The organism is Thalassobaculum salexigens DSM 19539 (assembly GCF_000423805.1).
Taxonomy (GTDB): domain Bacteria; phylum Pseudomonadota; class Alphaproteobacteria; order Thalassobaculales; family Thalassobaculaceae; genus Thalassobaculum; species Thalassobaculum litoreum.
Genome location: NZ_KE384094.1, coordinates 250,270 through 276,086 on the forward strand (window position 1 = coordinate 250,270; position 25,817 = coordinate 276,086).

General features: G+C 67.5%; 26 protein-coding genes. 9 read left to right on the top strand and 17 right to left on the bottom strand.

Annotated features, from left to right (window positions below; all coding sequences use genetic code 11):
* Positions 1-22 precede the first annotated feature (22 nt).
* On the top strand, positions 23-1,270 hold the full coding sequence (locus G578_RS0116365; RefSeq protein ID WP_028795162.1) for a cation:proton antiporter: 1,248 nt from the start codon (positions 23-25) through the stop codon (positions 1,268-1,270).
* Here G578_RS0116365 and pncA read toward each other — a convergent pair.
* The 12 genes from pncA to G578_RS0116425 all read right to left on the bottom strand — a co-directional run bounded on the left by pncA (position 1,267) and on the right by G578_RS0116425 (position 11,771).
* Positions 1,267-1,905, bottom strand: coding sequence for a bifunctional nicotinamidase/pyrazinamidase (gene pncA / locus G578_RS0116370; protein WP_028795163.1), 639 nt, complete (start codon positions 1,903-1,905; stop codon positions 1,267-1,269). The genes G578_RS0116365 and pncA overlap by 4 nt on opposite strands.
* 68 nt (positions 1,906-1,973) lie before the next feature.
* A complete protein-coding gene (arsB, locus tag G578_RS0116375) occupies positions 1,974-3,038 on the bottom strand; it encodes an ACR3 family arsenite efflux transporter (RefSeq protein ID WP_028795164.1) in 1,065 nt (354 codons plus the stop codon).
* 24 nt (positions 3,039-3,062) lie between these two features.
* Positions 3,063-3,575, bottom strand: coding sequence for an arsenate reductase ArsC (locus tag G578_RS0116380; RefSeq protein ID WP_028795165.1), 513 nt, complete (start codon positions 3,573-3,575; stop codon positions 3,063-3,065).
* Positions 3,576-3,600: 25 nt separating this feature from the next.
* Positions 3,601-3,993, bottom strand: a complete 393-nt coding sequence (locus tag G578_RS26715; RefSeq protein ID WP_245565638.1) for an ArsR/SmtB family transcription factor — start codon at positions 3,991-3,993, stop codon at positions 3,601-3,603.
* Between the two features lie 120 nt (positions 3,994-4,113).
* On the bottom strand, positions 4,114-4,458 hold the full coding sequence (locus G578_RS0116390) for a PilZ domain-containing protein (RefSeq protein ID WP_028795166.1): 345 nt from the start codon (positions 4,456-4,458) through the stop codon (positions 4,114-4,116).
* A 76-nt stretch (positions 4,459-4,534) separates the two neighbouring features.
* Positions 4,535-7,285, bottom strand: coding sequence for a hybrid sensor histidine kinase/response regulator (locus G578_RS26720; RefSeq protein WP_051244934.1), 2,751 nt, complete (start codon positions 7,283-7,285; stop codon positions 4,535-4,537).
* A gap of 63 nt (positions 7,286-7,348) precedes the next feature.
* Entirely contained in the window at positions 7,349-7,999 is a 651-nt protein-coding gene (locus G578_RS26725) for a S1 family peptidase (RefSeq protein ID WP_051244935.1), read from the bottom strand.
* A gap of 183 nt (positions 8,000-8,182) precedes the next feature.
* On the bottom strand, positions 8,183-8,596 hold the full coding sequence (locus tag G578_RS0116405) for a DUF350 domain-containing protein (RefSeq protein ID WP_028795167.1): 414 nt from the start codon (positions 8,594-8,596) through the stop codon (positions 8,183-8,185).
* 36 nt (positions 8,597-8,632) lie between these two features.
* Positions 8,633-9,136: a PilZ domain-containing protein gene (locus tag G578_RS0116410; RefSeq protein WP_028795168.1), complete on the bottom strand. Its 504-nt coding sequence runs from the start codon at positions 9,134-9,136 to the stop codon at positions 8,633-8,635.
* A gap of 129 nt (positions 9,137-9,265) precedes the next feature.
* Positions 9,266-10,399 (bottom strand): isocitrate/isopropylmalate dehydrogenase family protein, encoded by a 1,134-nt coding sequence (locus tag G578_RS0116415; RefSeq protein WP_028795169.1) that lies wholly within the window; start codon positions 10,397-10,399, stop codon positions 9,266-9,268.
* Between the two features lie 132 nt (positions 10,400-10,531).
* Entirely contained in the window at positions 10,532-11,296 is a 765-nt protein-coding gene (locus tag G578_RS0116420) for a sulfite exporter TauE/SafE family protein (protein WP_028795170.1), read from the bottom strand.
* A gap of 16 nt (positions 11,297-11,312) precedes the next feature.
* Positions 11,313-11,771, bottom strand: coding sequence for a hypothetical protein (locus tag G578_RS0116425; protein ID WP_028795171.1), 459 nt, complete (start codon positions 11,769-11,771; stop codon positions 11,313-11,315).
* A 95-nt stretch (positions 11,772-11,866) separates the two neighbouring features.
* Here G578_RS0116425 and G578_RS0116430 point away from each other — a divergent pair, with 95 nt between their 5' ends.
* Together G578_RS0116430 and G578_RS0116435 are read left to right on the top strand one after the other, a co-directional pair.
* The gene (locus G578_RS0116430; protein ID WP_051244936.1) at positions 11,867-12,511 is read left to right on the top strand and encodes a malonic semialdehyde reductase; all 645 of its coding nucleotides are present in this window, start codon (positions 11,867-11,869) and stop codon (positions 12,509-12,511) included.
* A gap of 117 nt (positions 12,512-12,628) precedes the next feature.
* Positions 12,629-16,267 carry an AsmA family protein gene (locus tag G578_RS0116435; RefSeq protein WP_028795173.1) on the top strand — a complete coding sequence of 1,213 codons (3,639 nt, stop codon included), beginning with the start codon at positions 12,629-12,631 and terminating at the stop codon, positions 16,265-16,267.
* A gap of 68 nt (positions 16,268-16,335) precedes the next feature.
* Here G578_RS0116435 and G578_RS0116440 read toward each other — a convergent pair whose 3' ends face one another.
* A complete protein-coding gene (locus tag G578_RS0116440) occupies positions 16,336-17,166 on the bottom strand; it encodes an aspartate dehydrogenase (protein ID WP_028795174.1) in 831 nt (276 codons plus the stop codon).
* Between the two features lie 52 nt (positions 17,167-17,218).
* On the opposite strand from G578_RS0116440, the gene G578_RS29145 reads away from it, so the two are divergent.
* The 6 genes from G578_RS29145 to G578_RS0116470 all read left to right on the top strand — a co-directional run bounded on the left by G578_RS29145 (position 17,219) and on the right by G578_RS0116470 (position 23,132).
* On the top strand, positions 17,219-18,241 hold the full coding sequence (locus tag G578_RS29145) for a tripartite tricarboxylate transporter substrate-binding protein (RefSeq protein WP_169400872.1): 1,023 nt from the start codon (positions 17,219-17,221) through the stop codon (positions 18,239-18,241).
* A 198-nt stretch (positions 18,242-18,439) separates the two neighbouring features.
* Positions 18,440-19,420 (top strand): Bug family tripartite tricarboxylate transporter substrate binding protein, encoded by a 981-nt coding sequence (locus G578_RS0116450; RefSeq protein WP_028795176.1) that lies wholly within the window; start codon positions 18,440-18,442, stop codon positions 19,418-19,420.
* 102 nt (positions 19,421-19,522) lie between these two features.
* On the top strand, positions 19,523-20,002 hold the full coding sequence (locus G578_RS0116455; RefSeq protein WP_028795177.1) for a tripartite tricarboxylate transporter TctB family protein: 480 nt from the start codon (positions 19,523-19,525) through the stop codon (positions 20,000-20,002).
* Positions 20,003-20,019: 17 nt separating this feature from the next.
* Positions 20,020-21,699 carry a tripartite tricarboxylate transporter permease gene (locus G578_RS0116460; protein WP_028795178.1) on the top strand — a complete coding sequence of 560 codons (1,680 nt, stop codon included), beginning with the start codon at positions 20,020-20,022 and terminating at the stop codon, positions 21,697-21,699.
* Positions 21,700-21,766: 67 nt separating this feature from the next.
* Positions 21,767-22,783 carry an N-acetyltransferase DgcN gene (gene dgcN, locus G578_RS0116465; RefSeq protein WP_038015138.1) on the top strand — a complete coding sequence of 339 codons (1,017 nt, stop codon included), beginning with the start codon at positions 21,767-21,769 and terminating at the stop codon, positions 22,781-22,783.
* A 4-nt stretch (positions 22,784-22,787) separates the two neighbouring features.
* A complete protein-coding gene (locus G578_RS0116470; RefSeq protein WP_028795180.1) occupies positions 22,788-23,132 on the top strand; it encodes a hypothetical protein in 345 nt (114 codons plus the stop codon).
* 159 nt (positions 23,133-23,291) lie between these two features.
* Here G578_RS0116470 and G578_RS29605 read toward each other — a convergent pair whose 3' ends face one another.
* The 4 genes from G578_RS29605 to G578_RS0116490 form a co-directional block, all read right to left on the bottom strand.
* Entirely contained in the window at positions 23,292-23,480 is a 189-nt protein-coding gene (locus G578_RS29605) for a hypothetical protein (RefSeq protein WP_028795181.1), read from the bottom strand.
* Between the two features lie 16 nt (positions 23,481-23,496).
* Complete coding sequence (locus G578_RS0116480; RefSeq protein WP_038015139.1) at positions 23,497-24,438, bottom strand: threonine ammonia-lyase; 942 nt, start codon at positions 24,436-24,438, stop codon at positions 23,497-23,499.
* Positions 24,438-25,178, bottom strand: coding sequence for an SDR family oxidoreductase (locus tag G578_RS0116485; protein WP_028795183.1), 741 nt, complete (start codon positions 25,176-25,178; stop codon positions 24,438-24,440). Before G578_RS0116485 ends, G578_RS0116480 begins: the two co-directional genes overlap by 1 nt.
* A gap of 180 nt (positions 25,179-25,358) precedes the next feature.
* A complete protein-coding gene (locus tag G578_RS0116490) occupies positions 25,359-25,670 on the bottom strand; it encodes a GIY-YIG nuclease family protein (RefSeq protein WP_028795184.1) in 312 nt (103 codons plus the stop codon).
* Positions 25,671-25,817 lie beyond the last annotated feature (147 nt).

The window sequence follows — 25,817 nt, forward strand, 5'->3', positions numbered from 1 at the left end:
ATGCCGCACACCCGGGGCCCCCATGACGCCATTCGACATCGCCGCGATCCTGGTCAGCCTTGCGGCGGCATGCGGGGTGCTGAACCACTTCGTGATCCGGTTGCCCTCGACCGTCGGCCTGGTGGTCATCGGACTGGCGGCATCGCTGATCCTGGTCGCTCTCAACGCGGTGATCCCCGGGTTCAGCATCGACGACGTGGTGCGCCGCCACATCCTCGAGATCGATTTCGCCGACGCCCTGTTGAAGGGCATGCTCGGTTTCCTGCTGTTCGCCGGCGCGCTGCATGTGGATTTCGAGTCCCTGCACGAGCAGAAATGGGCCGTCGCCCTGATGGCGACCCTGGGCGTGCTGATCTCCACCGCCCTGGTGGCCGCCGGGTTCCATCTGATCACCGGCGTGCCGATCCTGATCGCCTTCGTCTTCGGGGCGCTGATCTCGCCGACCGACCCGGTGGCGGTGCTGAGCCTGCTGAAGTCGATCAAGGTGCCCAAGTCGCTGGAGACCAAGATCGCCGGCGAGAGCCTGTTCAACGACGGCGTGGCCTATGTGGTCTTCCTGATCGCCACCGCCATAGCCTTCCGCGAGGCGTCGGACAGCCCGATCACGGCGCTGGAGATGGCCGAACTCTTCGTGCTGGAGGCCGGCGGCGGCGCTGTGCTGGGCGGCGCGGCCGGATGGATCGTCTACCGGATCATGCGCCGGATGGACGACTACGCCCTGGAGGTGCTGCTGACCCTGGCGCTGGTGATGGGCACCTATTCGCTGGCCCATGCCCTGCACATGAGCGGCCCGATCGCCGTCGTGGTCGCCGGCCTGCTGATCGGCCACAGCGGCGTGCGCTACGGCATGAGCGCCACGACGCGGGAGCATGTGGAAGCCTTCTGGCGGCTGATCGACGAGATCCTGAACGCGGTGCTGTTCCTGCTGATCGGCCTGGAGGTGCTCACGGTCGCCTTCGACACCGTCTATCTGCTCTACGGCCTGGCCACGATCCCGCTGGTCCTGGTGGCCCGCGCCATCGCCGTGGGCGTGCCGATCTCGGCACTCAGGCTGCGCCGCGCCTTCACCCCGGGCGTGGTGCCGATCATGACCTGGGGCGGGCTGCGGGGCGCGATCTCCGTCGCCCTGGTGCTGTCCCTGCCGGACCATCCGGAGAAGCCGCTGCTGCTGACCGTCACCTATGTGGTGGTGATCTTCTCCATCGTCGTCCAGGGCCTGACCACCGGTAGGGTGGTGCGCCACTACATGCGGAAGAGCGGCGAGGCCTAACCCAGGACCGCCGAGCTCTCGGTAATCACCGCCCCGACCTCGGCCATGCCGGCCATGGCCGCGTCGAGGGACCCGGCGAGATCGATCGCCCGGCAGGCATCGGTCAGGATCACCGCCTCAAACCCCGCCATGCGGGCGTCCAGCACGGACCAGGCGACGCAGAAATCGGTCGCCAGGCCGGCAAAGAACAGCCGCTGGATACCCCGCTCAAACAGGTATCCGCCCAGACCGGTCGGCGTACTCTGATCGTTCTCCAGGAAGGCGGAATAGCTGTCGATGTCGCGCCGGTAGCCCTTGCGGAGGATCAGCTCGGCCCGGTCGAGCGCCAGATCCTTGTGCAGCTCCGCGCCGGGCGTGCCCTGGACGCAGTGGTCCGGCCACAGGGTCTGGGTGCCGTAGGGCATCTCCACCGTGGTGAACGGCTCGCGCCCGGAATGTTGCGACGCGAAGGAGCTGTGGCCGGCCGGGTGCCAGTCCTGGGTGGCGACCACGTGGGGAAAGCGCTCGGCCAGCCGGTTCGCCACCGGCACCAGCAGGTCGCCCTCGGCCACCGCCAGGGCGCCGCCGGGCATGAAATCGTATTGCAGATCGATCAGGACGAGACAGTCGGTCTCGCGCAGCGGCGTCGCGGTCATAAATACCTCCGGTCAACGCGAGCGAGGATAGCGCGGCAGGCGCCGCCCCGTCGATGCATCGACCTGTCTCACTCCGCGCGGAAAGCGCCGCGGGTGCGGTTGGCGAAGGCGACCAGCGACAGCATCACCGGCACCTCGACCAGCACGCCCACCACCGTGGCCAGTGCCGCCCCCGACTCCAGCCCGAACAGGCTGATCGCCACGGCGACCGCCAGCTCGAAGAAGTTGGAGGTGCCGATCAGCGCGCAGGGGGCGGCGATGGAGAACGGCACCTGCCAGGCCCAGGCCGCGGCATAGGCGATCGCGAAGATGCCGTAGGACTGGATCAGCAGCGGAGCGGCGATCATGGCGATCACCAGCGGACGCTCCAGAATGACCTGTCCCTGGAAACCGAACAGCAGCACCACCGTCGCCAGCAGGCCGAGAACGGATACCGGCTTGATCGCCCCAGTGAAACGCGCGACCGCCGCCTCGCCGCCGCCGCGCGCCGTCAGACGCCAACGGGTAATCGCGCCTGCCACCAGCGGAATCACCACGTAGAGACCGACCGACAGCAGCAGCGTCTCCCACGGCACGGCGATATCGGTGACCCCGAGCAGCAGGGCCACGATCGGCGCGAAGGCGAAGACCATGATCACGTCGTTCACCGACACCTGCACCAGGGTATAGTTCGGATCCCCCCGGGTGAGCTGCGACCACACGAACACCATCGCGGTGCAGGGAGCGGCCCCCAGCAGGATCAGCCCGGCGATATACTGCTGGGCGTCGGCCGGCGCGATCAGATCGGCGAACAGGACCTCGAAGAACAGCACCCCCAGCCCGGCCATGGTGAAGGGTTTCACCAGCCAGTTGACCAGGATGGTGATCGCCAGCCCCTTCGGCTTGTCGGCGACATGGCCGAGGCTGGCGAAGTCGATGTTCACCATCATCGGGTAGACCATCGCCCAGATCAGCACGGCGACGATCAGATTGACCCGGGCGACCTCGACGGCCGCCAGCGCCTCGAACACCCCGGGCACGGTCGAGCCGAGCGCGACCCCAGCGGCGATGCACAGGGCCACCCAGACGGACAGCCACTTCTCGAAGAACCCGATCCCGGCCGGAGCTGCCGGCTGGGCGATACCTTGCGTCATTTTAATTCCATCAGTCAGGTGACTTTAGGCGGCGCTGGACGGTGTGCGCCCCAGTTCCGCAAGACGCTGTTTCAGCGCCAGATTGTCGATCGCGTTCAGCGGCAGGTTGACGAAGATCGAAATCCGGTTGTTCAGCATACGATATGCTTCGGAGAACGCCAGGCGGCGCTCGGCTTCCGTGCCGGCCGCCGCCGCGGGATCCGGCACCCCCCAATGGGCCGTCATCGGCTGGCCGGGCCACACGGGACAGGCCTCGGCGGCGGCATCGTCGCAGACGGTGAAGACGAAGTGCATTTCCGGGGCATCCGGAACGGCGAACTCGTCCCAACTCTTCGAGCGCAGGCCTTCGACCGGGTGGTTCTGGCGCTTCAGCAGGTCCAGGGCGAAGGGATGCAGCTGCCCCTTAGGGTGGCTCCCGGCGCTGAAGGCGCGGAACCGGCCGAGGCCCTCACGTTGCAGAATTGCTTCCGCCAGAATGCTGCGCGCGGAATTGCCCGTGCACAGGAACAGGACATTGTAGGTCTTCTCGTCGGTCATGACCCCCGCCATAGATCGCCCGGGGTCACTCGGCAGCGGTGTCCCCGGTCAGTTCACCCTCGGCCGCCTGCGCCGCGCGCCGCCCACCGCCGGACGCCCCGGCCACGTGAAGCCCGCACAGCTCCGGATGGCCGGCGCAGCACTCTTCGGTCAGGAACGTCAGCAACCGATGCACGCCATCGGTATCGACGGCATAGAAGATGTTCCGTCGGACCCGCCACGACCGCAGCAATCCGGCCCTCTCCATCTGGGCGACATGGAAGGAGACGTTCGACGGCGCCAGTCCCGCGGCGACGGCGATGTCCCCCGCTGACATGCCCGACGGCCCAGCGCGCATGAGCGACCGGAATATCGTCAACCTGTTCTCATGCGCCAAAGCGGCGAAGGCGCCGATTGCCTGTTCCTCGACCATACTCATCTTTCAATTATCATTGAAGTATTACGAGCACATGACGCGCAGAAAATTTCGAGGGCGCAGAAAATTGTGGGCTCAGAACACTCGAGAGCGCGGGGAATTCGAAGGCGGAGGTCGCGCCGCTCACCGGTCATCCTCTTCGGTGTCGGAGGAGCCGAGAAGCAGCAATGTCAGATCGTCGCTCTGACGAATGACGTCCTGCAGATCGTCCCAGGAGGACTCGATGCGGCACCGGCACTCATCCCCGACCCGCTCCCGCACGACGATCTCGAACCAGCTGTCCGTTTTGGCGAGCTTCACCCGGTACCGGTGCTCGGGCACAAGAGCCGCGGGCGTGGCGAGCCGGATCCCGTCCACGGAAAGGTTAAGTACCCGGGCCGCGGTATCGAGATCCTGGCCGCCGATCGTGGCGACAGTTGCAAACGTGTCCGTCTTGCGACGTTCGAAATTTCGGCGTTCCTTGCTCATCGCAAATCCATTGCACCAGAGTGACTGTCCAGATAGCCGACCGGAGCGGGATTCACCAGACGCCCGGTCGGCACGACTACGAGATGCGGTCGCTGCTCTCATGAAGTCGATGCGCCAAGCCCAAGACCTCATCATAAGTATGGATAATAAGATCGACCAGCGTTTTCAGTTCGGGCTGGCCCAGCGCCGTCCCCGAGGTCAGTGTCCGCTCGACCGCCAGGGCGGTCTCCGCGAGCCTCTGTGCTCCGAAGTTCAGGCACATCCCCCTCAGCGTGTGGGCCAGCGTGGCCATGCCGGCCAGATCGCCCGTCTCCTGCATCTCCACCAGCTTCGGCCGGGCCTCCTCGAGACCGTCGGCGAATTTGGTCAGCATCGCCGCCACCGTGGTCCGATCCAACGCCTGGGTGAGCGCGTCGATACGGTCCGGCTCGATCAGGGCGGCGGAAGACGTCTCCGGCTCTGAAGGCACGGCGGTGGCCTCGCCGCCGACCAGGTGCCCGAGAAGGACGTCCAGTTCCTCGAAATCGACCGGCTTGGCGAGATACCCGTCGAAGCCGAGCCCGAGAAAATGTTCGCGATGGGATTCACCGGCATGGGCGGTCAGCGCGACCATCGCCGGCCTCGGACCATGGTCCGCGCGGATCCGGCGGGCGGCCTCCTCGCCGTCCATCTCCGGCATCTCGATGTCCATGAGGATCACGTCGAAGGTCTCGCGCCGCACCGCGTCCACCGCCTCGACCCCGTTCTCGGCGAGCGAGACCGTATGTCCGAGCCGGGTCAGGGCGGTCTGCATCAGGATCCGGTTGATGTTGTTGTCCTCGGCCACCAGCACCCGCAGCGGATGATCGGTCATGCGCGTCTCCTCGGCCTGCGGGTCGGTCGGCAGACGCGTTGCGTCGCCGGCCAGCGCCGACATCAGGTCCAGCGGCTGGATCGGCTTGCGCATGACGCGGTCGAACAGATCGAAGCCGTCGCGACCCTCGCTGAAGCCGATATCGGCGGACGAGGCCAGGATCAAACGGGTCCCGTCCAGCGCAGGGTCACTGCGCACGCGCTGCGCCAGGTCCAGTCCGGTCAGTTCCGGCATCTTGTGATCCAGAATGGCCACATCGAACGCCCTGCCCTCCCGTTCGGCATCTCGCAGGAGAGAGACGGCCCGCCGCGGGTCGTCCAGCCCCACGCTTTCCATACCCCACAATGCCACCTGCCGGCGGAAGATGTCGACGTTCACGGCGGTATCGTCGACGATCAGACACCGCTTGCCGCGCAGCCGGTCGATCACGGAGCCGCGCGGGGTCTGGTCCGCCGCGACGGCGAGCGGCAGGTCCACACGGAACCGGCTGCCCAAGCCCGTGACGGACTCGGCCGTGATCGTCCCTCCCATGATCTGAGCCAGCCGCTCACTGATCGCCAGACCGAGACCGGTCCCGCCGTAGCGCCGCGAAATACTCTCATCGGCCTGGGAGAATTCCTTGAACAGCGTATGGAGCCGGTCGACGGGAATTCCGATGCCGGTGTCGCGAACCTCGAACCGAACCCCATCGCCGTCGACGCCGGTGACGCTAAGGGTAACGCCACCCGTTTCGGTGAACTTCACCGCATTGCCGACCAGGTTCATCAGGATCTGGCGCACCCGGCTGGGGTCGCCGAGACGCCGCATCGGCACGGACGTGTCGATATAGGACACCACCTCCAGGCCCTTCGCCGCCGCCTGCGGGTAGAAGAGGTCGGTCACGCTGGCGACCAGGTCGTTCAGTTCGAAGGACGCGTGCTCGAGCTCCAGCTTGTCGAACTCGATCTTCGAGAAGTCGAGAATGTCATTCAGGATGACCAGCAGGTTGTCCGCGGACTGCTTGGCCAGGGACACCATCGAGCGCTGCTCGTCGGCGAGCTCGGATTTCAGCACGAGCCCGAGCATGCCGATCAGCCCGTTCATCGGCGTGCGGATCTCGTGGCTCATCATCGCCAGGAACCGGGACTTGCCCTCGTTCGCCCGTTCCGCCTGCTCCTTGGCGCGGGTGACCTCCGTCACATCGCTGAGCGACATCATCACCCGATCCGACGCGCTGGAGAGCCCCACCTGGTAGATCGGGCCGTCTTCCGCCGCGCCGGTGTCGCCCCGGACCCGAAGACGCTCCATCTCTCCCGTGGTCAGCACCCGAAGGCACGCGTTGAACAACTGCTCGCTCACCACGGGCGAGGCCTCGCCCAGGTGCCGACCGTCGAGTGAGTCCGAGGTCCCGAAGATCTCCTGGACGCGCCGGTTGGCCACCGCGATGACGAAATCCGTCACCCGACCGCCTTCATCCTGTGCCGGGCGCAGCAGCAGCAACCCCTCCGAACTGGACTCCATCAGCGCGTCGAAGGCGTCGGTCTTGTTGTCCGCCGGCGTGTTGTAGCAGACCAGCAGGGTGCTGCCCTCGTGGTCCACCGGCAGGATCAACCGTTCCCACAACAAGACGGCGCGGGCATGGCTCGCCCGGTGCAGGGTGTAGAGGGGCTGCCGGCTGGCCAGGGTCTGGCGGTACTTCTCCTCGAAAAACCGGCCGACATCGCTGTCGAAATCGGCGGTGGAGCGGCCGGTCATATCGAAGCCTGCGGCCCGCGCGATGCTCACGCCGTAATGCCGGTAGCGGTAGCCGACATCCTCCGGTGCCAGGACCATGAGGTGGGACGCCAAAAGCGGCCGCATCTCCGGCTGGAAGGAGGCGTAGGGAGGCAGCCGGTCGGGGGACGCCAGATCGGACCATTCGCGATACAGGCCCCGAATCGTCCGGTTCTCGACCAGGCGGTCGATAGCGTCCCGAATCTCGGTATGAAATACCAATGCGATACTCCTATCGCCCCTGATCACCGTAGCCGCGGACGGCGTTCTACGGAAGGTGGACCGCTAACGGACGTCGCACAGGGCCATCGCCACCGTACCCCGGTCGCGCAGCGCATCGGCGACCGCGGGCAAAGTGTCCGGCGTGAAGGGCAATGCTTCGGCAGCGCTCGACGGCGCCGCACCGGAACGATCGACCATTTCCCGGATCGACGAGGGGTGCGCGGTGAAGGATCGACCCCGGCGCACCGATCCCGCCACATGGACGCCGATCAGACGCCCCTGGCTGTCGAACACCGGGCCGCCGCTGATGCCCGACAGCGGGCTCGAATCCTCCGGGAAACGCTCGAGTTCCGCCCAGGCGATCACCGGCTCCCGGGTGCTGTAGCGCCCGCGCGCGTTCATGACGCTGAGCCCGAGCATCCGGGAGCGCAGCTCGCCCGGCTTGCCCCTGGGAAAACCGACGTGATAGGCGATATCGCCCGGCTGAGGCGGGGCGTCGGCAAAGCGCACCGGCGGGGCGGACCGGTCGATCCGCATCACCGCCACGTCGGCGCTGCGATGAACCGAGTAGCTGCGCGCCCGCAGCCCGCGGCGAGGCCGTTCCAGAATCCCGACCACGTCGCAGCTGTCCACCACGTGGCGCGCGGTCATCCAGAAACCCGACCCGATCGCGAAGGCGGTGCCCCGGCCGTCGGCTTTCTCTCCGATCTCCACCGAAAATTCAGGCAGTCCCGCGAGATCCCCGGGAGGCGGGGTTGGCAGGGGGCGGCGCACGGAAACGTCCTCACCGTCCTTCGGCGATGACGACGGACCCTTCAGGTATGTGGAGACGGCAGAGAGAACCATCACCAGCAGGAATCCGAGAAGGCCGATGCGGTTGTTCCCAAGGCGCACGGGTCAGCCCGAGACGGCGGCTGCGTTGATGGCCGCCACGGACAGCTTCACCGCCGCGACCAGGATGGCCGGACCGATCTGATCCGCCTCGATCCGGTGCCACAGCCCGCCGAGTATCGCCTCGACCAGCCGGACCACGGCGAGCTGAAGCGCCAGCGCCACCACGCCCCACACCACGATGTCGAGAACGTTGACGCTGGCGGCCATGCAGAACGCCAGCGGAATCGCCATGCCCAGAAGCGCGCCGGAATAGGAGACGGCCGCCGCGACGTTGCCCGCCTTGATGAGATCGACCTCGCGGATCGGCGTGATCTTCTCGTACAGCCAGGCGCCGACCGCCAGCATGGCCAGGGTCACGGTCAGGTGCAGGAGGAGATAGGGCAATCCGGTCAGCAAGGACTCGATCACGGCGTGCATGCGGGGGCCTCGGGTCGGGAGGTGAGCGGGAGAGGGCTAACGGATCGTCAGATAGAGGGCGCCGATGCCGATCGTGGCGCCGAACACCGCGATGGCGACCGCGGCGCGCAGCATGGGCGGACTTGATTTCGGGCGGCGGGCCTGTTCGTAGGACGCCTCGATCTCCAGCCGCTCCATCATGTGGATGATGGCCTTGACCGCTTCCAGGTGGGCCGGCGGCAGATCGGCGAACTGAACGCCCACGGACTGCCCGTCGGGCTCGACCCGCACGATCCGCCCGTGAACGATGACGCGGATATCCGCGCCGCCCGCCTTGCAGACGAGCAGCCCCCGGATGTCGTCCCCGACCTTCCGGGTTTCCGGCGGCATCTGCATGCGCAGCCCGCCGGTGGAGATATCGAAGACCAGGCAGCGCTGCCGGTCGACATTGATGGCCGTGCGGTGGGTGACGTAGCGGTCCTGCATGCGCTGGTCCCGCCCTATCGCGATATCCTTGAAGAAGCCCTCACCGGAAATGGCGTCAGGGTCGCTCAGGGACATGAACAAACCGCCGTTCGGTTGTCGTTGGCGGAGCCTAGAGCAAATCACGATCAGATGGAAACATCTGCTCGTGTGAACTTGCTCTATCTTGAATGGGTTAGAGCGTGATCGGCCGGCGACCGGAATCGCCTATGCGTCCAGCCCGGCCTCCGCGCGCCCGTCGGCGATCGCCGCCACGACCGCGTCGGTGATCGCCCGGGTGCCCGAGGACCCGCCATACTCGGTCGGCACCAGGCCGTTGTCCCGGAACGCGACCTCCACCGCCTTGTCGAGAACCCGCCCGGCCCGCGCGCAGTCGGCCACCCCATGGGTGTCGGCCAGCCATTCCAGCATCATCACCGCCGAAAGGAACGTGGCCGTCGGGTTCGCCAAACCCTGGCCGACGATGTCCGGCGCACTGCCGTGGCAGGGCTGGAACACCGCATGACGCGGCCCGATATCGGCCGAGGGCGCCATGCCCATGCCGCCCATCAGTCCGGCCCCGAGGTCGGAGAGGATGTCGCCGAACATGTTCTCGGTGACCAGCACGTCGAACATCCAGGGCCGGCGGACCATGTTCAGCGCGCAGGCGTCCACATACATATGCGCCGGGTCGCTCACCCCGTGGCGGGCGGCGACCTCGTCGAAGATCTGGCGGAAAAAGTAGAAGCCGCCGATCACGTTCGCCTTGTCGATGCAGGTGACCTGGCCGGCATGGCCGCGCTCCTTGCGCTTGGCCCCCAGGTTGAAGGCGAAATCGAACAGCCGCTCGGAGCCGGCGCGGGTAATGGTCTGGGTGTCGTGGGCGGCGGTCGGCCGGTCGGCGGGACCGTCAAAGACCGTCTTGCCGCGTCCGGCGAACAGGCCCTCGGTGCTCTCGCGGATCAACACGAAGTCCAGGTTCTGCGCCCGCGGGTCGCCGAGCGGCACCGGCGCGCCCGGCAGGGTTCGCACCGGACGCACGCCGGCGAACAGCTCGAAGGTCTCGCGCATGTCGAGCTGCGGCGCGATCTCGCGGCCGTCGGGATAGCGGATGTCCGGCATGCCCATGGCGCCGAGCAGGATCGCGTCGGCCTTGTCCGCCCGGGACATCGCCTCTTCCGGCAGGGCGGTGCCGGTTTCCTTGTAATGGGCCGCCCCCGCCGCCTCCGAGCGGAAGCGGAGGTCGAAGCCGCCGATGCGGTCGCGCAGGGTCTGCAGGATCGCCACCGTGGGGTCGATCACCTCCGGGCCGATCCCGTCACCGGGAAAGACCGAGATCTCGAAGGCGGTGTTGGCACTCATGGCGGATATCCTCCCGTAAGCATTTTTTGTCGGCCTTTGCGGCTTGCGGCGCATGGTGGCGTGCGACGGGTAGCGCCGACAAGCGCCTTTAACCCGGGCGCCTTTAACCCCGGCGCCTTTAACCCAGCGCCTTCACCCGACGAGCCCCTCGTACAGCAGGCGCAGAGCCAGCACGGTCAGCAGGATCCTGAAGGCGGTTCGGAACCGGGCCTCCGGCATCCGGCTGACGATCTGCCGGCCGACCACGGTGCCGAGGAACCCGCTGACGACCATCAGCCCGACCAGCGGCAGCCAGGGCAGATAGGCGAATCCGACCGCGGCGAAGGCCGTCACCTTCAAGCCGTGCTTCAGGGTCATGCAGGCGGCGAAGGTGCCGATGGTGGCATGCCGATCGCCCAGCCGTTCCGGCGACAGGAACGGGGCGAGGAACGGCCCGGTCGCGCCGGCGAACATGGTGATGAACGCGGTGACGGCGCCGATGGCGACAAAGCCCCGGTCCGGCACCCGATAGCGGCCGAGCGACGGCATCCAGGTCGTCACCAGCACGAAGCCGCCGACCACGACCAGCAGCACTTCGCGCGGCAGGCGCACCGCAACCTGGGCGCCAATCGTGACCCCGACCGCGGCGCCGAGCAGGAACCAGATCACGATGGGCCGGCGGATGAAGCGATGGAACAGCACCGCCCGGCCGCTGTTCGACCCGAGCTGGACCAGGCCATGAACGGGGATCAGCGCCGCCGGCGGCACGACGCTGGCCATGGCGGCCACCATCAGGATACCGCCGCCGAGGCCGAGCGCCGCGGTCATCAGCGACGTCACGAAACTGAGGGCGATCAGGGAGACCGCCGCGAGGTCGCTGAGCGGATCCGGTATGATCAGAGCGAGCAGGGCGTCCACTGGGCGATGCCGACCCTCAGTTCAGACCGGCAACGGTCTTCATCTCGTCGAGATGGGCATCGCATTTCGGCAGGTTGGCCAGCACCTGCGGGCGGGCGGTCTGCGGGTCGTTCTGGATGATCGTCGTCACCTCGATGGTGCGCATCACCACGTCGCGCTGGAACGAGGCCTCGTAGTCCTTGCGCGGCCGGCCTCGCTTGGCCAGGGCGTCGAACACGTCGAGATAGGTCTGCCGCTTCGCCTCGTTGCCCTCGATCGGCAACTCCAGCTCGGCCATGGCGGCCTGGTAGAAGGCGACGCAAGACGCCGCGATCCCCATCAGCTGGCGCTCGCGCCCGTTCAGCGGATCCTTGCCCGGGGTCTGGGTTTGGGTCTGGTTCTGGGCCTGAACGGTGCCGCTCCAAAGGGGTGCAGCGCAGGCAATGGCGGAGACAACCGTCAGCAAGCGGAACAGGCGCACCATGGTCTTGCTCATTTGAGTTCTTTCCCACGACCTTTACGCCGCGCAATAAACACGCATATCCCTGCGTTAACAACAGCCGGTCTCGCCGGCCCACAAGAGGAGTATCCATGACCGACGCCGCAGTCGCCGCCGCTCAGGAGGCCGTTCGGTCGCTCAAGCAGCGTATCCAGGCTCTCGATGACGACGGGCTCGACCTGATCTTCCGCGAAGCGCGGACGTTCAACGGATGGCAGGATCGCGACGTGCCGGACTCGCTGCTCCGCACGCTCTTCGACGTGACCAAGATGGGCCCGACCGCCGCCAACGGATCGCCCATGCGCCTGGTCTTCGTGAAGAGCGCCGAAGGCAAGGAGCGGCTGAAGCCCGCGCTGTCCGGTGGCAACATGGACAAGACCATGGCCGCCCCGGTCTGCGCCATCGTCGCCTATGATCCCGCCTTCTGGGAGAAGTTCCCGTTCCTGTTCCCGCACCGCGACATGTCCGGTGCCTTCAAGGACAACCCGCAGGCGGCAGAGACCGGCGGTTTCCGCAACGGCTCGCTCCAGGGCGCCTATCTGATGATCGCCGCCCGCGCGCTGGGCTTGGATTGCGGGCCGATGTCCGGCTTCGATCAGGGCAAGGTCGATGCCGAGTTCTTCGCCGGCACCACAATCAAGTCCAATTTCCTCTGCAACCTAGGATACGGAACCCCGGAAAGCGTCTTCCAGCGCCTGCCGCGCTTTGAATTCGAGGATGTTTGCAGCATCGTATGAACGCGCGTCCCATGACGCGCCGATCCGGGCGGGGAGCCAATGCCGGTGCCGGGCGTTGGACATGTTCAGCCGAAGCAGACTGCCCGCCCGGCGGGTGAGCGAAGTTAGGGAGTTGTCGTGCGTAAGGTCCTGATTGCGATCGTTGGTCTGGTCATCGTTCTCGTCGCCGCCGTGCTGGTGGTGCCGAGCCTGATCGACTGGAACGGATACAAGCCGGAGATCCAGGCCGCCGCGCGCGACGCCACCGGTCGGGAACTGACGATCGGCGGCGACCTGTCGCTGTCGATCCTGCCCTCGCCCACCCTCTCCGTCGCCGATGTGAGCCTCGCCAATGTGGAGGGCGGAACGACCCCCGACATGGCGAGCCTGGAATCGCTGGACGTCTCCGTGGCCCTCATCCCGCTGTTGTCCGGCGAGATCCGCGTCACCTCGGTCACTCTGGTGAAGCCGGTGATCGTCCTGGAGAGGCTTCCGGACGGCCGCGCCAACTGGACGTTCGACGGCACGACCGGCAGCGAGGGCGGCGCCGGCGATCCGGCATCGGGCGACGGCGGCGGCGCTCCGGCCCTGGCGATCGACGAGGCGGTGATCGAGGACGGCCGCCTCGTCTACCGCGACGCCACCAGCGGCGCCGAGCACACCCTTTCAGACGTCAATCTGGAGATCTCCGCCGGCGGCCTCCAGGGACCGTTCGAGATCGAAGGCGACGTCGGCTACCAGGGCATCCCCCTGGCGCTGGCGGGATCCGTCGGCGCGCTGGATGCCGGCCGGGCCACCCCGGTCAAGCTGACGGCAACCGGCCGGGAGGGCGCCATCGAGTTGGCGCTCAACGGCACGCTCGACATGGATGCGGGTCCCAGCTTCAAGGGCCATCTGGAGGCCAAGGCGCCCGACCTGTCCGAGGCCGCCAAGATCGCGACCACCTTCGGCGCAGCCGCGCCCGAGGGCCTGCCGGCCAATGCCGCGTCCCTCACCGCGGATATCGACGGGTCGCCGCAGGCCGTCAAGGCGAACAATCTGGTCGTCACCCTGGGCGAGTCCCGATTCCAGGGCGCGGTGACCGCGGCGCTCGAGCCGAAACTGTCGATCGACGCGTCCCTGTCCGGCAACCGGCTCGATCTCGACGCCCTGCTGCCGAAGGACGGCGCCGCAGCCACGGACGGCGCCTCCCCCACCGGCGACAGCGGCTCCACACAGCCCCCGTCCGCGCCGTCCGGCGGACAGTCGACCGCCGATGCCGCGGTCCTGCCCACGGATATCGACGCCCGCCTCGACCTCAAGGTGGATGCGGTCCAGTACAACGGCGCGGCCATCCGCAACGTGCAGATCGACGTGTCCCTGCGCGACGGGGTCGGCGATCTGCGCCTGGCGACCGCCCAGCTTCCCGGCGGCACCGATGTGACGCTGATCGGCGGCCTGGAGAGCGGACCGACCTTCGTCGGCCGGCTCGAAGCGGCGTCCGACAACCTGCGGGCCACCCTGGACTGGCTGCAGGTCGACCTGGCTTCCGTGCCCGCCGACCGTCTGCGCAAGGCGGTGGTCAGCGCGGCCATCCGTGCCTCGGCCCAGGAGATCCAGGTATCCGACTGGACCATGGAGCTGGACGCCACCCGGGCCCAGGGCGGCCTGACCCTGGCGCTGCGCGAGCGCCCCGCCTTCGGGCTGAGCCTGGCGATCGACCGGATCAACGTGGATGCCTATCTGCCGCAGGGAGACGGCCCGGCGCCGACCGGCAGCGGGTCCGGCACCACCCAGCCGGCAGCGGCCGACGGCGGCGGCACCGCCGACGCGCTGGCGGTTCTGGACAGCTTCGACGCCAATATCGACCTGCGGGTCGGCGAGGCGACGGTGACGGGCATCACCCTGGCGGATGCCCGGATCGACGCCCTGCTGCAGAACGGCACCCTGACCCTGCGCCAGGCCTCGGTCGGCGACATGGCCGGGGCGGCCGGCACGATCTCGGGCGTGCTCAAGGACGCGGCGAGCCAGCCGTCGGTCGACATGACCTTCGACGTGTCGGTGAAGGACGCCGACCGGTTCGCCCGCCTGCTGTCGACCGACAGCCCGGTGCCGGCCAAGCAGCTCGGTACCGTGGCCTTCAAGGGCTCTGCCTCCGGCGACATGAGCGACGTCGCGCTGGACGCGCAGCTGACCGTCGCCGGCGGCACCCTCGACCTGAAGGGCACCGCCCAGCCGCTCACCGCGCCGCCGACGGTGAACGTCACCTACAAGGTCCGGCATCCCGACACCAACCGGCTGGTCTCCACCCTGTCCCCCGGTGCGCTGGACGGATTTGGATCGCTCGGCTCGCTGGAGATCAACGGCGAGCTGAAAACCCGCGACGACGGCCGCTACGCCAATCAGGTCGCCGCCTATACCGGTGGCGGCCGGCTTGAGCTGATCGGAAATGTCGACCCCTTCGCGGCCACGCCCGACGTCAACATGAAGGTGGTGATCTCGCATCCGAACGCGACCCAGGCGATCCGCCTCGCCTCGCCTGATTATCGGGCGCGCGGCGGCGATCTCGGCGGCTTCGAGGCCTCCACCCTGTTCAACGGACCGGTGGACGGCCTGACCCTCAGCGAGACGGCGATCGCCGCCGGGCCGATCCGGATCAGCGGCAACGGCTCGATCGCCAATACCGGGCCGCGGCCGAAGATCACCCTGGCCCTGACCTCCAACCGGATCGCCGTCGATCCCTGGTTGCCGCCGAGCGCGTCGACACCCCGGGGCGCCGCCCCGGCTGCGGCGCCGACCGGCGGGAGCGGCGCCGGCGGCGGCTGGTCGCGCGAGAAGATCGACACGTCGGGCCTGTCCGCGGTCGATGCCGACGTGACCATGGGCATCGAGGCGATCGAGTACGGCAGCTATGTCGTGGACAACGCGGAGCTGGTGGCCGCCCTGACGGACGGGGTCCTCAATGTCTCCAAGCTCGCCGGCGGCATGTTCGGCGGCACCTTCGATCTGACCGCCATGCTCGCCGACCGGCCGACGCCGGAGGCCGCGGTGACCGTGAAGGTGCGCGACGCCGATGTCCGGCAGGCGGCGCAGACGGCGGCCGAGACCGACGTGGTCAGCGGCATCCTCACCTATGACACCGACCTGAAGGCGACCGGCGGTTCGGAATACGAGCTCGTCTCCAACCTGAACGGCACCGGGTCGTTCCAGGTGCGCGACGGCACGGTGAAGGGGTTCGACCTGCGCGCCTTCTCCGACCGACTGCAGGAGCTGAACCGGGCGACCGATTTCCTCGACCTGACCCAGCGCGCGCTGTCCGGCGGTCAAACGGCCTTCACCGCGCTGACCGGCAGCTACACGGTGCAGCAGGGCGTGCTGCGCTCGAACGACGTCGCGCTGGACGCCGATGCCGCCAAGGGCTCGGCCACCGCCGTGATCGACCTGCCGCCGCGGCAGATGGACGTGAACGCCCAGGCCCGTCTAACCGACCATCCGAACGCACCGCCGGTCGGCATGCGCCTGGTGGGACCGTTCGACAATCCGCGGCAGATCCTCGATATCGACGAGATGCAGCGCTACGTGGTGCAGACCATCGGCACCCGCACCCTCAAGGAGCTCGACAGGAGCGGCACCGTGGAGAAGCTGGACAACCTGCTGAACCCCGGCTCCGGCCAGAGCAGCGGCGGGACGGGAGCCGGCGGCACCGACGGCAGCCCCCCTCAGCAGCAGCCCCAGGACCCCAAGCAGCAGCTCGAGGATGCCGCCAAGGGCCTGCTGCAGAACCTGCTGAAGAAGTAACCCCCCTTAAACGAAACGCGGGCCGGAGAACCGGCCCGCGTCGCTGTCGACAGCCCGGGATCGGGCCGTCAGGTGCCCGCGGTCATCGGCGCGCCCAGGCGGCGCAGGGTGGCGATGATGCTCAGCGCGGTGATCTTGCCGGTCTTCGGGTTCTCCTCCGTCGGCACGTTCTCGATGGTCATCGTGAACCGCGCGCTGTCCGCCTCCACCGTGATCGTGTGGGTGTTGCGGGTGACCTGCGGATCGGCCCAGATCTCCAGCTTCGTGGCGTCGGCGCCGATGCCGGCCAGCGACAGGGCGGCGGCGACGTTGACGTTCGCCGGGAAACCGGCGGCGCCGTCGCGGGCCGAGCCGTCGAACACCTTCTTGGCGGTGTTCAACCCCTCGACCGAGATGTTGTTCTCGACCAGATAGGGCGCGCCGGCGAGACCGCCCGGCGGTTTGCGGGTGACGAGGCGGACCTCTGAGATCTCCCCTTCCGCCGCGGCACGCACCGCGTCGAGCCCGATCAGCGCGCCGGTCGGCACCACGATCCGCGCGCCGGTGCGCCGGGCCCGGTCGACCAGCTCGTCGTGGCGCAGCAGCGCGCCGACGCTGATCGGCAGGAAGATCCGGCCACGCTCGACCGCCGGCACCGCCACCTCGGCGAAGACCGAGGCCGGGGCGCATTCCACGACCACGTCGGCCCGGTCGGCCAACTCACCCAGCGATACGACCGGCACTTCCGTCTGGAAGCCGGCCATGTTGGCCCGGGCCTTGTCCGCGTCGCGGGCGGAGACCGCCACGAGCTTCAGTCCTTCGATGCTGCCGCTGTCGAGCGCGGCGGCCACTTTCTGGCCGATCGCGCCGAATCCTCCGATGCCGACCGTAAGCGGTCCCGTTGCGGGCGATGTTGACACGCCGTCCTCCTCGTCCAAGGTTGGTCGCTGTCGTAGCCCCGGTGTGTCACCCATGTCCAGCCGTCCATCCACCGTCGCCCGTCGCCTCCATGCGGCTGCCTCCGCGTTGGGGCTGGCGACCGGCCTGCTCGTGGCGGCATCGAGCCTCACACCGGCTGCGGCTCAGACCGCGTCGGATGGCGAGACGCCGCCCCCCTGTCGGCTGGCGACACTGGTGGTCGCCGGCGGCGCGGGCAGCGGCACCGACCTGATCGCCAGGGCGCTGGCCGAGGCCGCCAACCGGACGGGCATGAAGCCGCCGCTGAAGGTGCGCAACATCGACGGCGACGACGGAATCGACGGCGCCCAGGCCGTGCTGCAAGCGCCGGGCGACGGCTGCATGATGCTGGCAGCCCATCAGGGGCTGCTCGTCAATTTCCTGACCTGGCGCGCGTCCTTCGCCTGGCAGGATTTCCGCCATGTGGCCCTGCTGACCCGGACGCCGATGGTCCTCGTGGCCCCCGTCTCCACCTCCTTCGCCGATGCGCGGGAGATGCGGGCGGCCGCCCGCAGCGGGACCCTCACGGCCGGCGTGGGACCCGGCACCATCGCCGAGTTCGGCCTGCGCGCCATGGCCAAGGCGGCCGAGATCGAGCTCGAATACGACGCCATCGACGGCGCGCGGGAGCGGCTGTCCGCCCTGCTGGCCGGCGATATCGACTTGACCGCCGTTCCGACCGCCCTGGCCAAGCGGCTGGGCGAGACGCAGATGGTGCGGTCCATCGCCGTGACCGATCGCGAGCCCAGTGCGATCGTTCCGGCGGTTGAGACGCTGCGCGATCAGGGCGTTCCGTTCGACTACGCCGTCGATCTGGGCATTCTGCTGCCCCCCTCGGCGCCCGAGGATCTGGCCGCCCGCCTCGCCGGCGACCTGGAGAAGGCACTGGACGATCCGGCGTTCCAGAAGGCGATGGAGGGCTACGACGTCCGCGTCGATTTCCGCCCGCTGACCCAGTACGCGATCTACTGGGAGAACCTGATGGCGTCCTGGCGCGAGATCGCCGAGGAAGCCGGCTACGAGCGCACCTCGCGCTAGCGGTTGGGCCGCTTTCGGCCACCACCGACTATGGACGGTAACATTGACACATCGTCCCATCCCTTTAAGAAAGGTCGGATGGTCGTGCCGTTGGTTTGCACCCGACGATCAAAAACACCGGGGTGGAGACACAGGGCACGGCGTTTATGTCCGGATAATTATCCAGCCAATCAACAGGACGAACAGGGGAATTGACCGATGACGTTTAAATCCACCCTTCTGGCGGCAACGGCCGCCGTCGTCGTCGCCGGTACGGCGTTCGGCATCAGCCCGGCAGCGGCCGCCGACTTCGGCTGCAGGACCGCCAAACTGATCGTTCCGTGGGGCGCCGGCGGCGGCACCGACGTGATCTTCCGTCAGTTCGTCGAAGCGGTGAACGAGGCGGGCGCCGAGCCGGAGCTGCAGGTCGTGAACATCGGCGGCCAGGGCGGCAACAAGGGCGCCAAGGAAGCCGCCAAGGCGAAGCCGGACGGCTGCACGCTGTTCGCCATCCACCAGAGCGCGCTGACCAGCTACTTCACCGGCCGCATCGACTTCACCTGGGACAAGTTCGAGCCGGTCGCCATGCTGACCCGCACGCCGTCGATCTTCGGCGCGAATGCCGACGTTCCGTATCAGAACATCACCGAGATGGTGGCCTACGCCAAGGAGAACCCCGGCAAGATCAATGCCGGCGGCACCCTCGGCTCGACCAGCCAGTTCGTCTATCTGCTGCTGGAAGACGCCGCTGGCATCAAGTTCAACCACGTCTCCTACGACGGCACCCGCCAGCGCATGACCGCGCTGCTGGCCGGCAACATCGACACCGGCGAGATCAACCTGGCCGCCGCCAAGAAGTATATCCAGACCGGCGAGCTGAAGGCTCTGGGCATCACCACCGAGGCGCGCAACTCGGAGATCCCCGACGTCGCCACCCTCAAGGAGCAGGGCTACGATCTGGTCTACGGCGTCGACCGTGGCGTGATGCTGCCGGAAGGCACGTCGCAGGAGATCATCGATCACTACGCCGGGCTGTTCAAACAGGCCGCCGAGAACCCGAAGGTGGTCGAGGCGATGAACGCCAAGGGGACCTATGTGAACTACATGAACCCGGCCGAGTCCGAGACGTACTGGAGCGAAACCCAGGCCAAGTGGAGCAAGATTGCGAAGGACGTCGGCATCTACAAGGCCAAAGACTGATCACAAGAACGCCTGACAGCGGGCGCCGGCAGATGTGCCGGCGCCCGTTTCGTTTGTTACAGTTCGACCCCGAACAACCAAGAAACGACGGGAGACCGGGACATGTCGGTGAGCCGCGACACGATCGTCGCCATCCTGCTGCTGGCGTTCTGCGGCGTGCTTTGGTACGCGTCATACGATATCGAGATCACCAGCTACGGCACGATGCCGAGCTCGGTGTGGCCGCGCATCATCATCGTCGCAACGGCCGTGTTCTCCGCCCTGCTGCTCCTGAAATCCCTGTCGTCGCATGACGACGCGCCCGTCGAGGAGGCCTCGAGCGAGCCGTTCTTCCGGCGCTATCGCAACGCGGCGATCATCTATGCACTGTTCCTGCTGTTCCTGCTGACGCTACCGACCCTCGGCATGCATCTCGGCGGCGCGCTGTTCGTCTTCCTGTCGCTGACCGCGCTTGGCCGCCCGTCACCGAAGCTCATCGCGCTCCACGCCGCGATCGCCGTCATCTCCATCGGCGCGATGTGGTCGATCTTCACTTTCGGCCTGCGGGTGATCCTGCCCCAGGGCGAGATCCTGCCGATCTGAGCGGGGAGACCGGAACCATGATCATCGAAAACGTTCTCTTCGCCTTCCAGGAGGTCTTCCACTGGAAGAACCTCGGCCTGATGTTCATCGGCACCACGGCAGGGCTGATCGCGGGCTCGATCCCGGGCTTCACCATCACCATGGCGGTGGTCCTCACCCTGCCCTTCACCTTCGGCCTGTCGCCGGTGGAAGGGTTGTCGACCATGATCGGCGTGTTCGTCGGCGGCCTGTCCGGCGGCCTGATGTCCGGCATGCTGACCGGCATTCCCGGCACGCCGTCCTCGATCGCCACGACCTTCGACGGTTTCCCGATGGCCCGCAAGGGACGGCCCGGTCTGGCGCTCGGCCTCGGCGTTTGGTCGAGCTTCTTCGGCGGTATTCTGAGCGCCGTGCTGCTGGTCACCCTGGCCCCGAGCCTTGCCAAGATCGGCCTCGAATTCGGGCCGTGGGACTATTTCGCCCTGGTGCTCTTCGCGCTGACCATCACGGCAAGCCTGTCGGGAGAGACCCTCATCAAGGGGATCATCGCCGGCCTGCTGGGCCTGTTCGTCGCCTCCGTCGGCGAGGACGAGGTCAACGGCGTCGCCCGTTTCACCTTCGGCAGCGAGACCCTGGAGAGTGGCTTTGACTTCCTGCCGGTGCTGATCGGCCTGTTCGCGTTCAGCCAGCTCCTGTCCGATGTGCAGAACACCGAGAAGGCCCGCCAGCCGCTGATGACCGGTGTCGAGGCGAAGGGCATCCGGGTCGAGCACCTGGCCGCGGTCCGGATCATCTTCAAGCGCTGGGTCAACCTGGTGCGCTCCTCGCTGATCGGCGTGTTCACCGGCGTGCTGCCGGCCGCCGGCGGCTCGATTTCCAATATCCTGGCCTATGACCAGGCCAAGAAGGCGTCGAAGAACTCCCACGAGTTCGGCACCGGCACGCCGGACGGCATCATCGCCCCGGAAGCCTCCAACAACGCCACCGCGGGCGGCGCGCTGATCACCATGATGGCGCTCGGCATTCCGGGCGACGTGATCACCGCCGTGATGCTCGGCGCGCTGCTGATCCACAACGTGCAGCCGAGCCCGACCTTCATCACCGAGAATCCGGATCTCGCCTACGCGATCTTCATCGCGTTCTTCCTGGCTCATTTCATCATGATCATCATGCAGGCCTTCTGCCTGCGCGCCTTCCTTCTGGTGGTGCGGATCCCGATGTACATGCTGGCCGCGGTCATCCTGGCCTATTGCGCGATCGGCGTGTTCGCCCTGAACAACATCCAGGAGGATATCTGGACGCTCTTCGTCTTCGGCCTGATCGGCTATGCCATGAAGCTGCTGGGCTTCCCGCTGGCGCCGATGATCCTGGGCGTGGTGCTGGGTCATGTCGCCGAGCTCAACCTCAGCCGGGCGATCTCCCTGTCGGGCACGACGGACCAGTTCCTGCTCGACATGGTGACCCGACCCTGGGCGCTGTTCTTCCTCGTCGTGGCCGCCTTCTCGGTCGTCTTCCCTTGGTACCAGAAGGCGCGTGAGCGGGCCGCCTGGACGCTCGGCTATCTGCCGGCGCTGATGGTCTGCCTTGCGGTACCGATGGCGATGATGGAGGGCTGGCCGCGCACACTTATCGCAGTGGTATTGGTGCTGGGCGCGGTTTATCTTCTGGTCCAAAGCGCGCGTCGCGGATGGAGCGTTAGCACCGACGACGCCGCCTGATCCGTCAAACGGCCGGCCGGTATTCGTCCCGACGCCGGCCACCACCTGCAATCCCCTGGGGAGCGTCATGTCGCGTTTCGAGATTCAGAACCCGTATCTGCTGTTCCTGGGCGACGCCCCGGACCAGCTGGCCGCCAAGACCGCGAACGGCGTGAAGGTGTGGCGCCCTGACTGGTGTCTCGGCCAGTTCCGCTTCCCGGCCTGCAAGGCCGATCTCGGCCTGCCCGACATGACCATCGAGGAAGCGGCCGCCGCCGGCGTGAAGACCGTCATCCTCGGCGTCGCCAACCGTGGCGGCTTCATCCCGGACGCCTGGATCGTCGAGCTGGTCAAGGCGCTGAACCTGGGCATGGACATCGCCTCGGGCCTGCACACCCGGATCACCACGATCCCGGCGCTGAAGGAAGCCGCCGAGAAGAACGGCCGCAAGCTGTTCGACGTGCGCCACCCGACCCGTGACTACCCGGTCGCCAGCGGCGTGCCGCGCACCGGCAAGCGCCTGCTGACCGTCGGCACCGACGTCTCCGTCGGCAAGATGTTCACCACGCTGGCCATCGAGAAGGAGATGCGGGACCGCGGTATGAACGCCGACTTCCGCGCCACCGGCCAGACCGGCATCTTCATCGCCGGCTCGGGCCTGTCGGTCGACGCGGTGATCGCCGACTTCATCTCCGGCTCCATCGAGTGGCTGGCGCCTGAGAACAGCGAGGACCACTGGGACCTGATCGAGGGCCAGGGCTCGCTGTACAACGTGTCCTACTCCGGCGTGACCCTGGGCCTGATCCACGGTGCGCAGTCCGACGCGCTGGTGATGTGCCACGAGATCGGCCGCCCGCACATGCGCGGCCTGCCGGACTACGAGGTCCCGGCGATCCCGACCGCGATGGACACCATCCTGCACATGGCCAAGATGGTGAACTCCGACGTCAAGTTCGTCGGTGTGTCGCTGAACACCTCCAACGTCACCGCCGAGGAGGCCGAGGCGTTCAAGAAGAAGACCGCCGAGGAGACCGGCCTGCCGGTCGTCGATCCGCTGAAGGACGGTGTGGCGCCGATCGTCGACAACATCGTCGCCAGCTACTGATCAGATGACGGCGATCGCCGACCTGCTGCGCCCGGTCCTGGAGGATCGGGCGCGGGCGGGGGCGACGATCCTCTATGCCCATCTCGCCCATGCCGCCGGGGTCCCGTCCCCGCACTCGATCCATAAGACCGGCGAGGCATTGGAAGTGCTGATGGAGCAGGATGCCGCGCACGGCCGCCCTCTGCTGGCGGCCGTCGCCATCTCCAAGGCCCGCGACGGCGTGCCCGCCCCCGGGTTCTTTCAGAAAGCCTCCGATCTCGGCCTGTATTTCGGCCCCGACCGCGGCCCGCAGGCGGCGACCTTCCATGAGCTGGAACTGGAGAAGGTCTGGGCGGCGTATAGGGAATGACTTAGGCCCTCCCCGTCTTCCCGGACGTGATCCGGGAACCAGACAGAGGACAAGCCGGAACATTCGAAGAATGGCCCGAAGCGTTCCATCGGCGGCGTCTCTGGGTCCCGGAGCACGTCCGGGAGACGCGTTCTTGTTCGCGTCCTCCGTACGCCCCCGTCACCGCCGCCCGGGCCAGGCGCGAAACAGCGGCACCATGAAGACCAGGCAGGCGATCAGGAAGGTGACGCTGCCGCCGATCGCCAGCCAGTCTTCCGCCCGCCAGGAGGCGGCGATGAAGAACAGGGCGGAGACGACGAACACCAGCCACCCGGCCATGTGCCACCACCAGTTGGCCAATGGGCTCACGGCGGCCTCCCTCGGTTTACGTCACCCCGTCGGTGCCGGCACCGCACACGATCGTGCAGACGGTTTCGCCGGCCGCCACACGGACCGCGCCGTTCATCAGCGCGGCCACGCCCGCCGCGCCCGCCAACTCGGCTCCGATGGCGCATTCCGCCCAGAGCCAGCGGGCCGCCGCATACATCGCCTGGTCGTCGACCAGCACGATATCGTCCACATGGGCGGTGATCAGGTCGTAGTTCAGCTGTTCGCTGCGCCGCGGCGCAAGCGTGCCCGCCGCCGTGGCGATGGCGTCCAGGGTGACCAGACCGCCGGCCTTGCGGCTCTCGTAATGGGTCGGGGCGCCGACCGGCTCGACGCCGATCACCTTCACCTGCGGTCGGACCGACTTGATGGCCGTGGCCACGCCGGAGATCAGCCCGCCACCGCCGATGGCGACGACGACGGTATCGACGTCCGGCACCTGATCGAGGATTTCCAGGCCGAGCGTCCCCTGGCCGTTGATCACGCTCTCCGGCGCGAAGGGATGGACCCAGGTCATGCCCTCTTCCTGCGCCCGCGCCATGGCAGCGACCGCCGCCTCGTCGAACACGGAGCCCTCGATCACCACCTCCGCTCCCCAGCGGCGCAGGCTCTCGGCCTTGGCCGGCGGCGCGGAGCGGGGCAGGTAGACCACCGCCTTCGCCCCGCCCATCCAAGCGGCATAGGCGACGGCGAGGCCATGGTTGCCGCCCGAGGCGGTGATCAGCCCGCGCGACACCTGCTCGGCGCTGAGCGACTTCAGCGTGTTCACCGCCCCGCGCACCTTGAACGAGCCGGTCGGCTGCAGAAAGTCGAGCTTGAGGGCGAGCCGGCCCTCGGTCACCGGATTGAGCAGACCCACCGGCTCCAGCACCGGAGTGGCGCGCACATGGCCGGCGATCCGGGCCTGGGCGGCGCGGATGGTGTCGAGCGTAACCGTCATCAGATCGTGATTCCTCCGTCTACGATCATGGCCTGACCCGTGGTGTAGGCGCTTTCGTCGCCGGCGAGATAGACCGCCATGGCGGCGATCTCCTCGGCCGTGCCCAGCCGGCCGAGCGGCTGGCGGGCGATGAAGTCCTTGCGCGCCTGGACCGGGTCGTCGAAGGCATTGATCCGGTCGTCCAGGGAGGGCGACTGGACCGTGCCGGGGCAGATCGCGTTGCAGCGGATGCCCTGGCGGATGAAATCGGCGGCGATCGACTTGGTCAGGCCGATCACGGCGGCCTTGGTCGTGCCGTAGATGAAGCGGTTCGGGATGCCCTTCAGGTTGCCGGACACCGAGGCCATGTTGATCACCGAGCCGCCGCCGTTCTCCAGCATCGCCGGAAGGAAGGCGCGGATCATGCGGTACATCGCCCGCACGTTCAGGTTCACCGAGAAGTCGAAGGCGTCCTCGTCGCAGTCCAGGATCGTGCCGTGGTGGACGAAGCCGGCGCAGTTGAGCAGCACGTCGACGGCGCCGACTTCCCCGGCCGCAGCCTTGACCGCCTCCGCATCGAGCACGTCCAGCTTGCGCGGCGTGATCCCGGCGATGGCGCCGAGTTCCGCCAGGGTCCTGTCGTTGATGTCGGTGGCGATCACCGACGCCCCTTCCCGTGCGAGGGCCTCGGCGCAGGCGCGCCCGATCCCCTGCCCCGCCGCGGTGACGAGCGCGGTCTTGCCGCTGAGCCGGCCTGCCATGGTGGTGTCCTCCCGGGTGGTGTTCTTGTTGCTGCCGGCAGTTAGCCCGGCGCGCACGGAGAGGGCAAGGGGGTCAGTCGGACAGGCGACACCGGCTGGCGATGGGCCCGCCGGCGACTTGGTCCTGACTTTCGTCAGGACGACGGCTCCGTTCTTTCGTCATCCTGATGCAAATCAGGATCAAGGCCCTCCACGATCACACGCTTCGACGCCCGGCGTCGGCCACAGCTCGGTCCACTCAGGATTGGCCCCCTCGATCAGCTCGATCTTCCATGCGCGGCGCCAGGCTTTCAGCTGCTTCTCCCTCAGGATCGCATCGGTTATGCGAGCGAACTGCTCGACATACACCAGCCTATGCAGCCGATAGCGGCGCACGAACTCCGAGCCCTCGCCGCGTCTGTGCTGGAGAATGCGCGAGACCGGGTTCGCCGTCACGCCGATGTAGAGCGTGCCGCGCCTATGGTTCGTGAGGATGTAGACCGTCGGCTGCATGCCGAAGGTATGGGAGGCGCAGGCCTGCTTCCCGACGGGATCCGCGCGTTGATCCTGATTTGCATCAGGATGACGGGGTGAGGATAGGGCTTAGGTACTCCCCGTCGTCCTGAAATTCTCCCCGTCGTCCCGACTTGTGTCAGGACG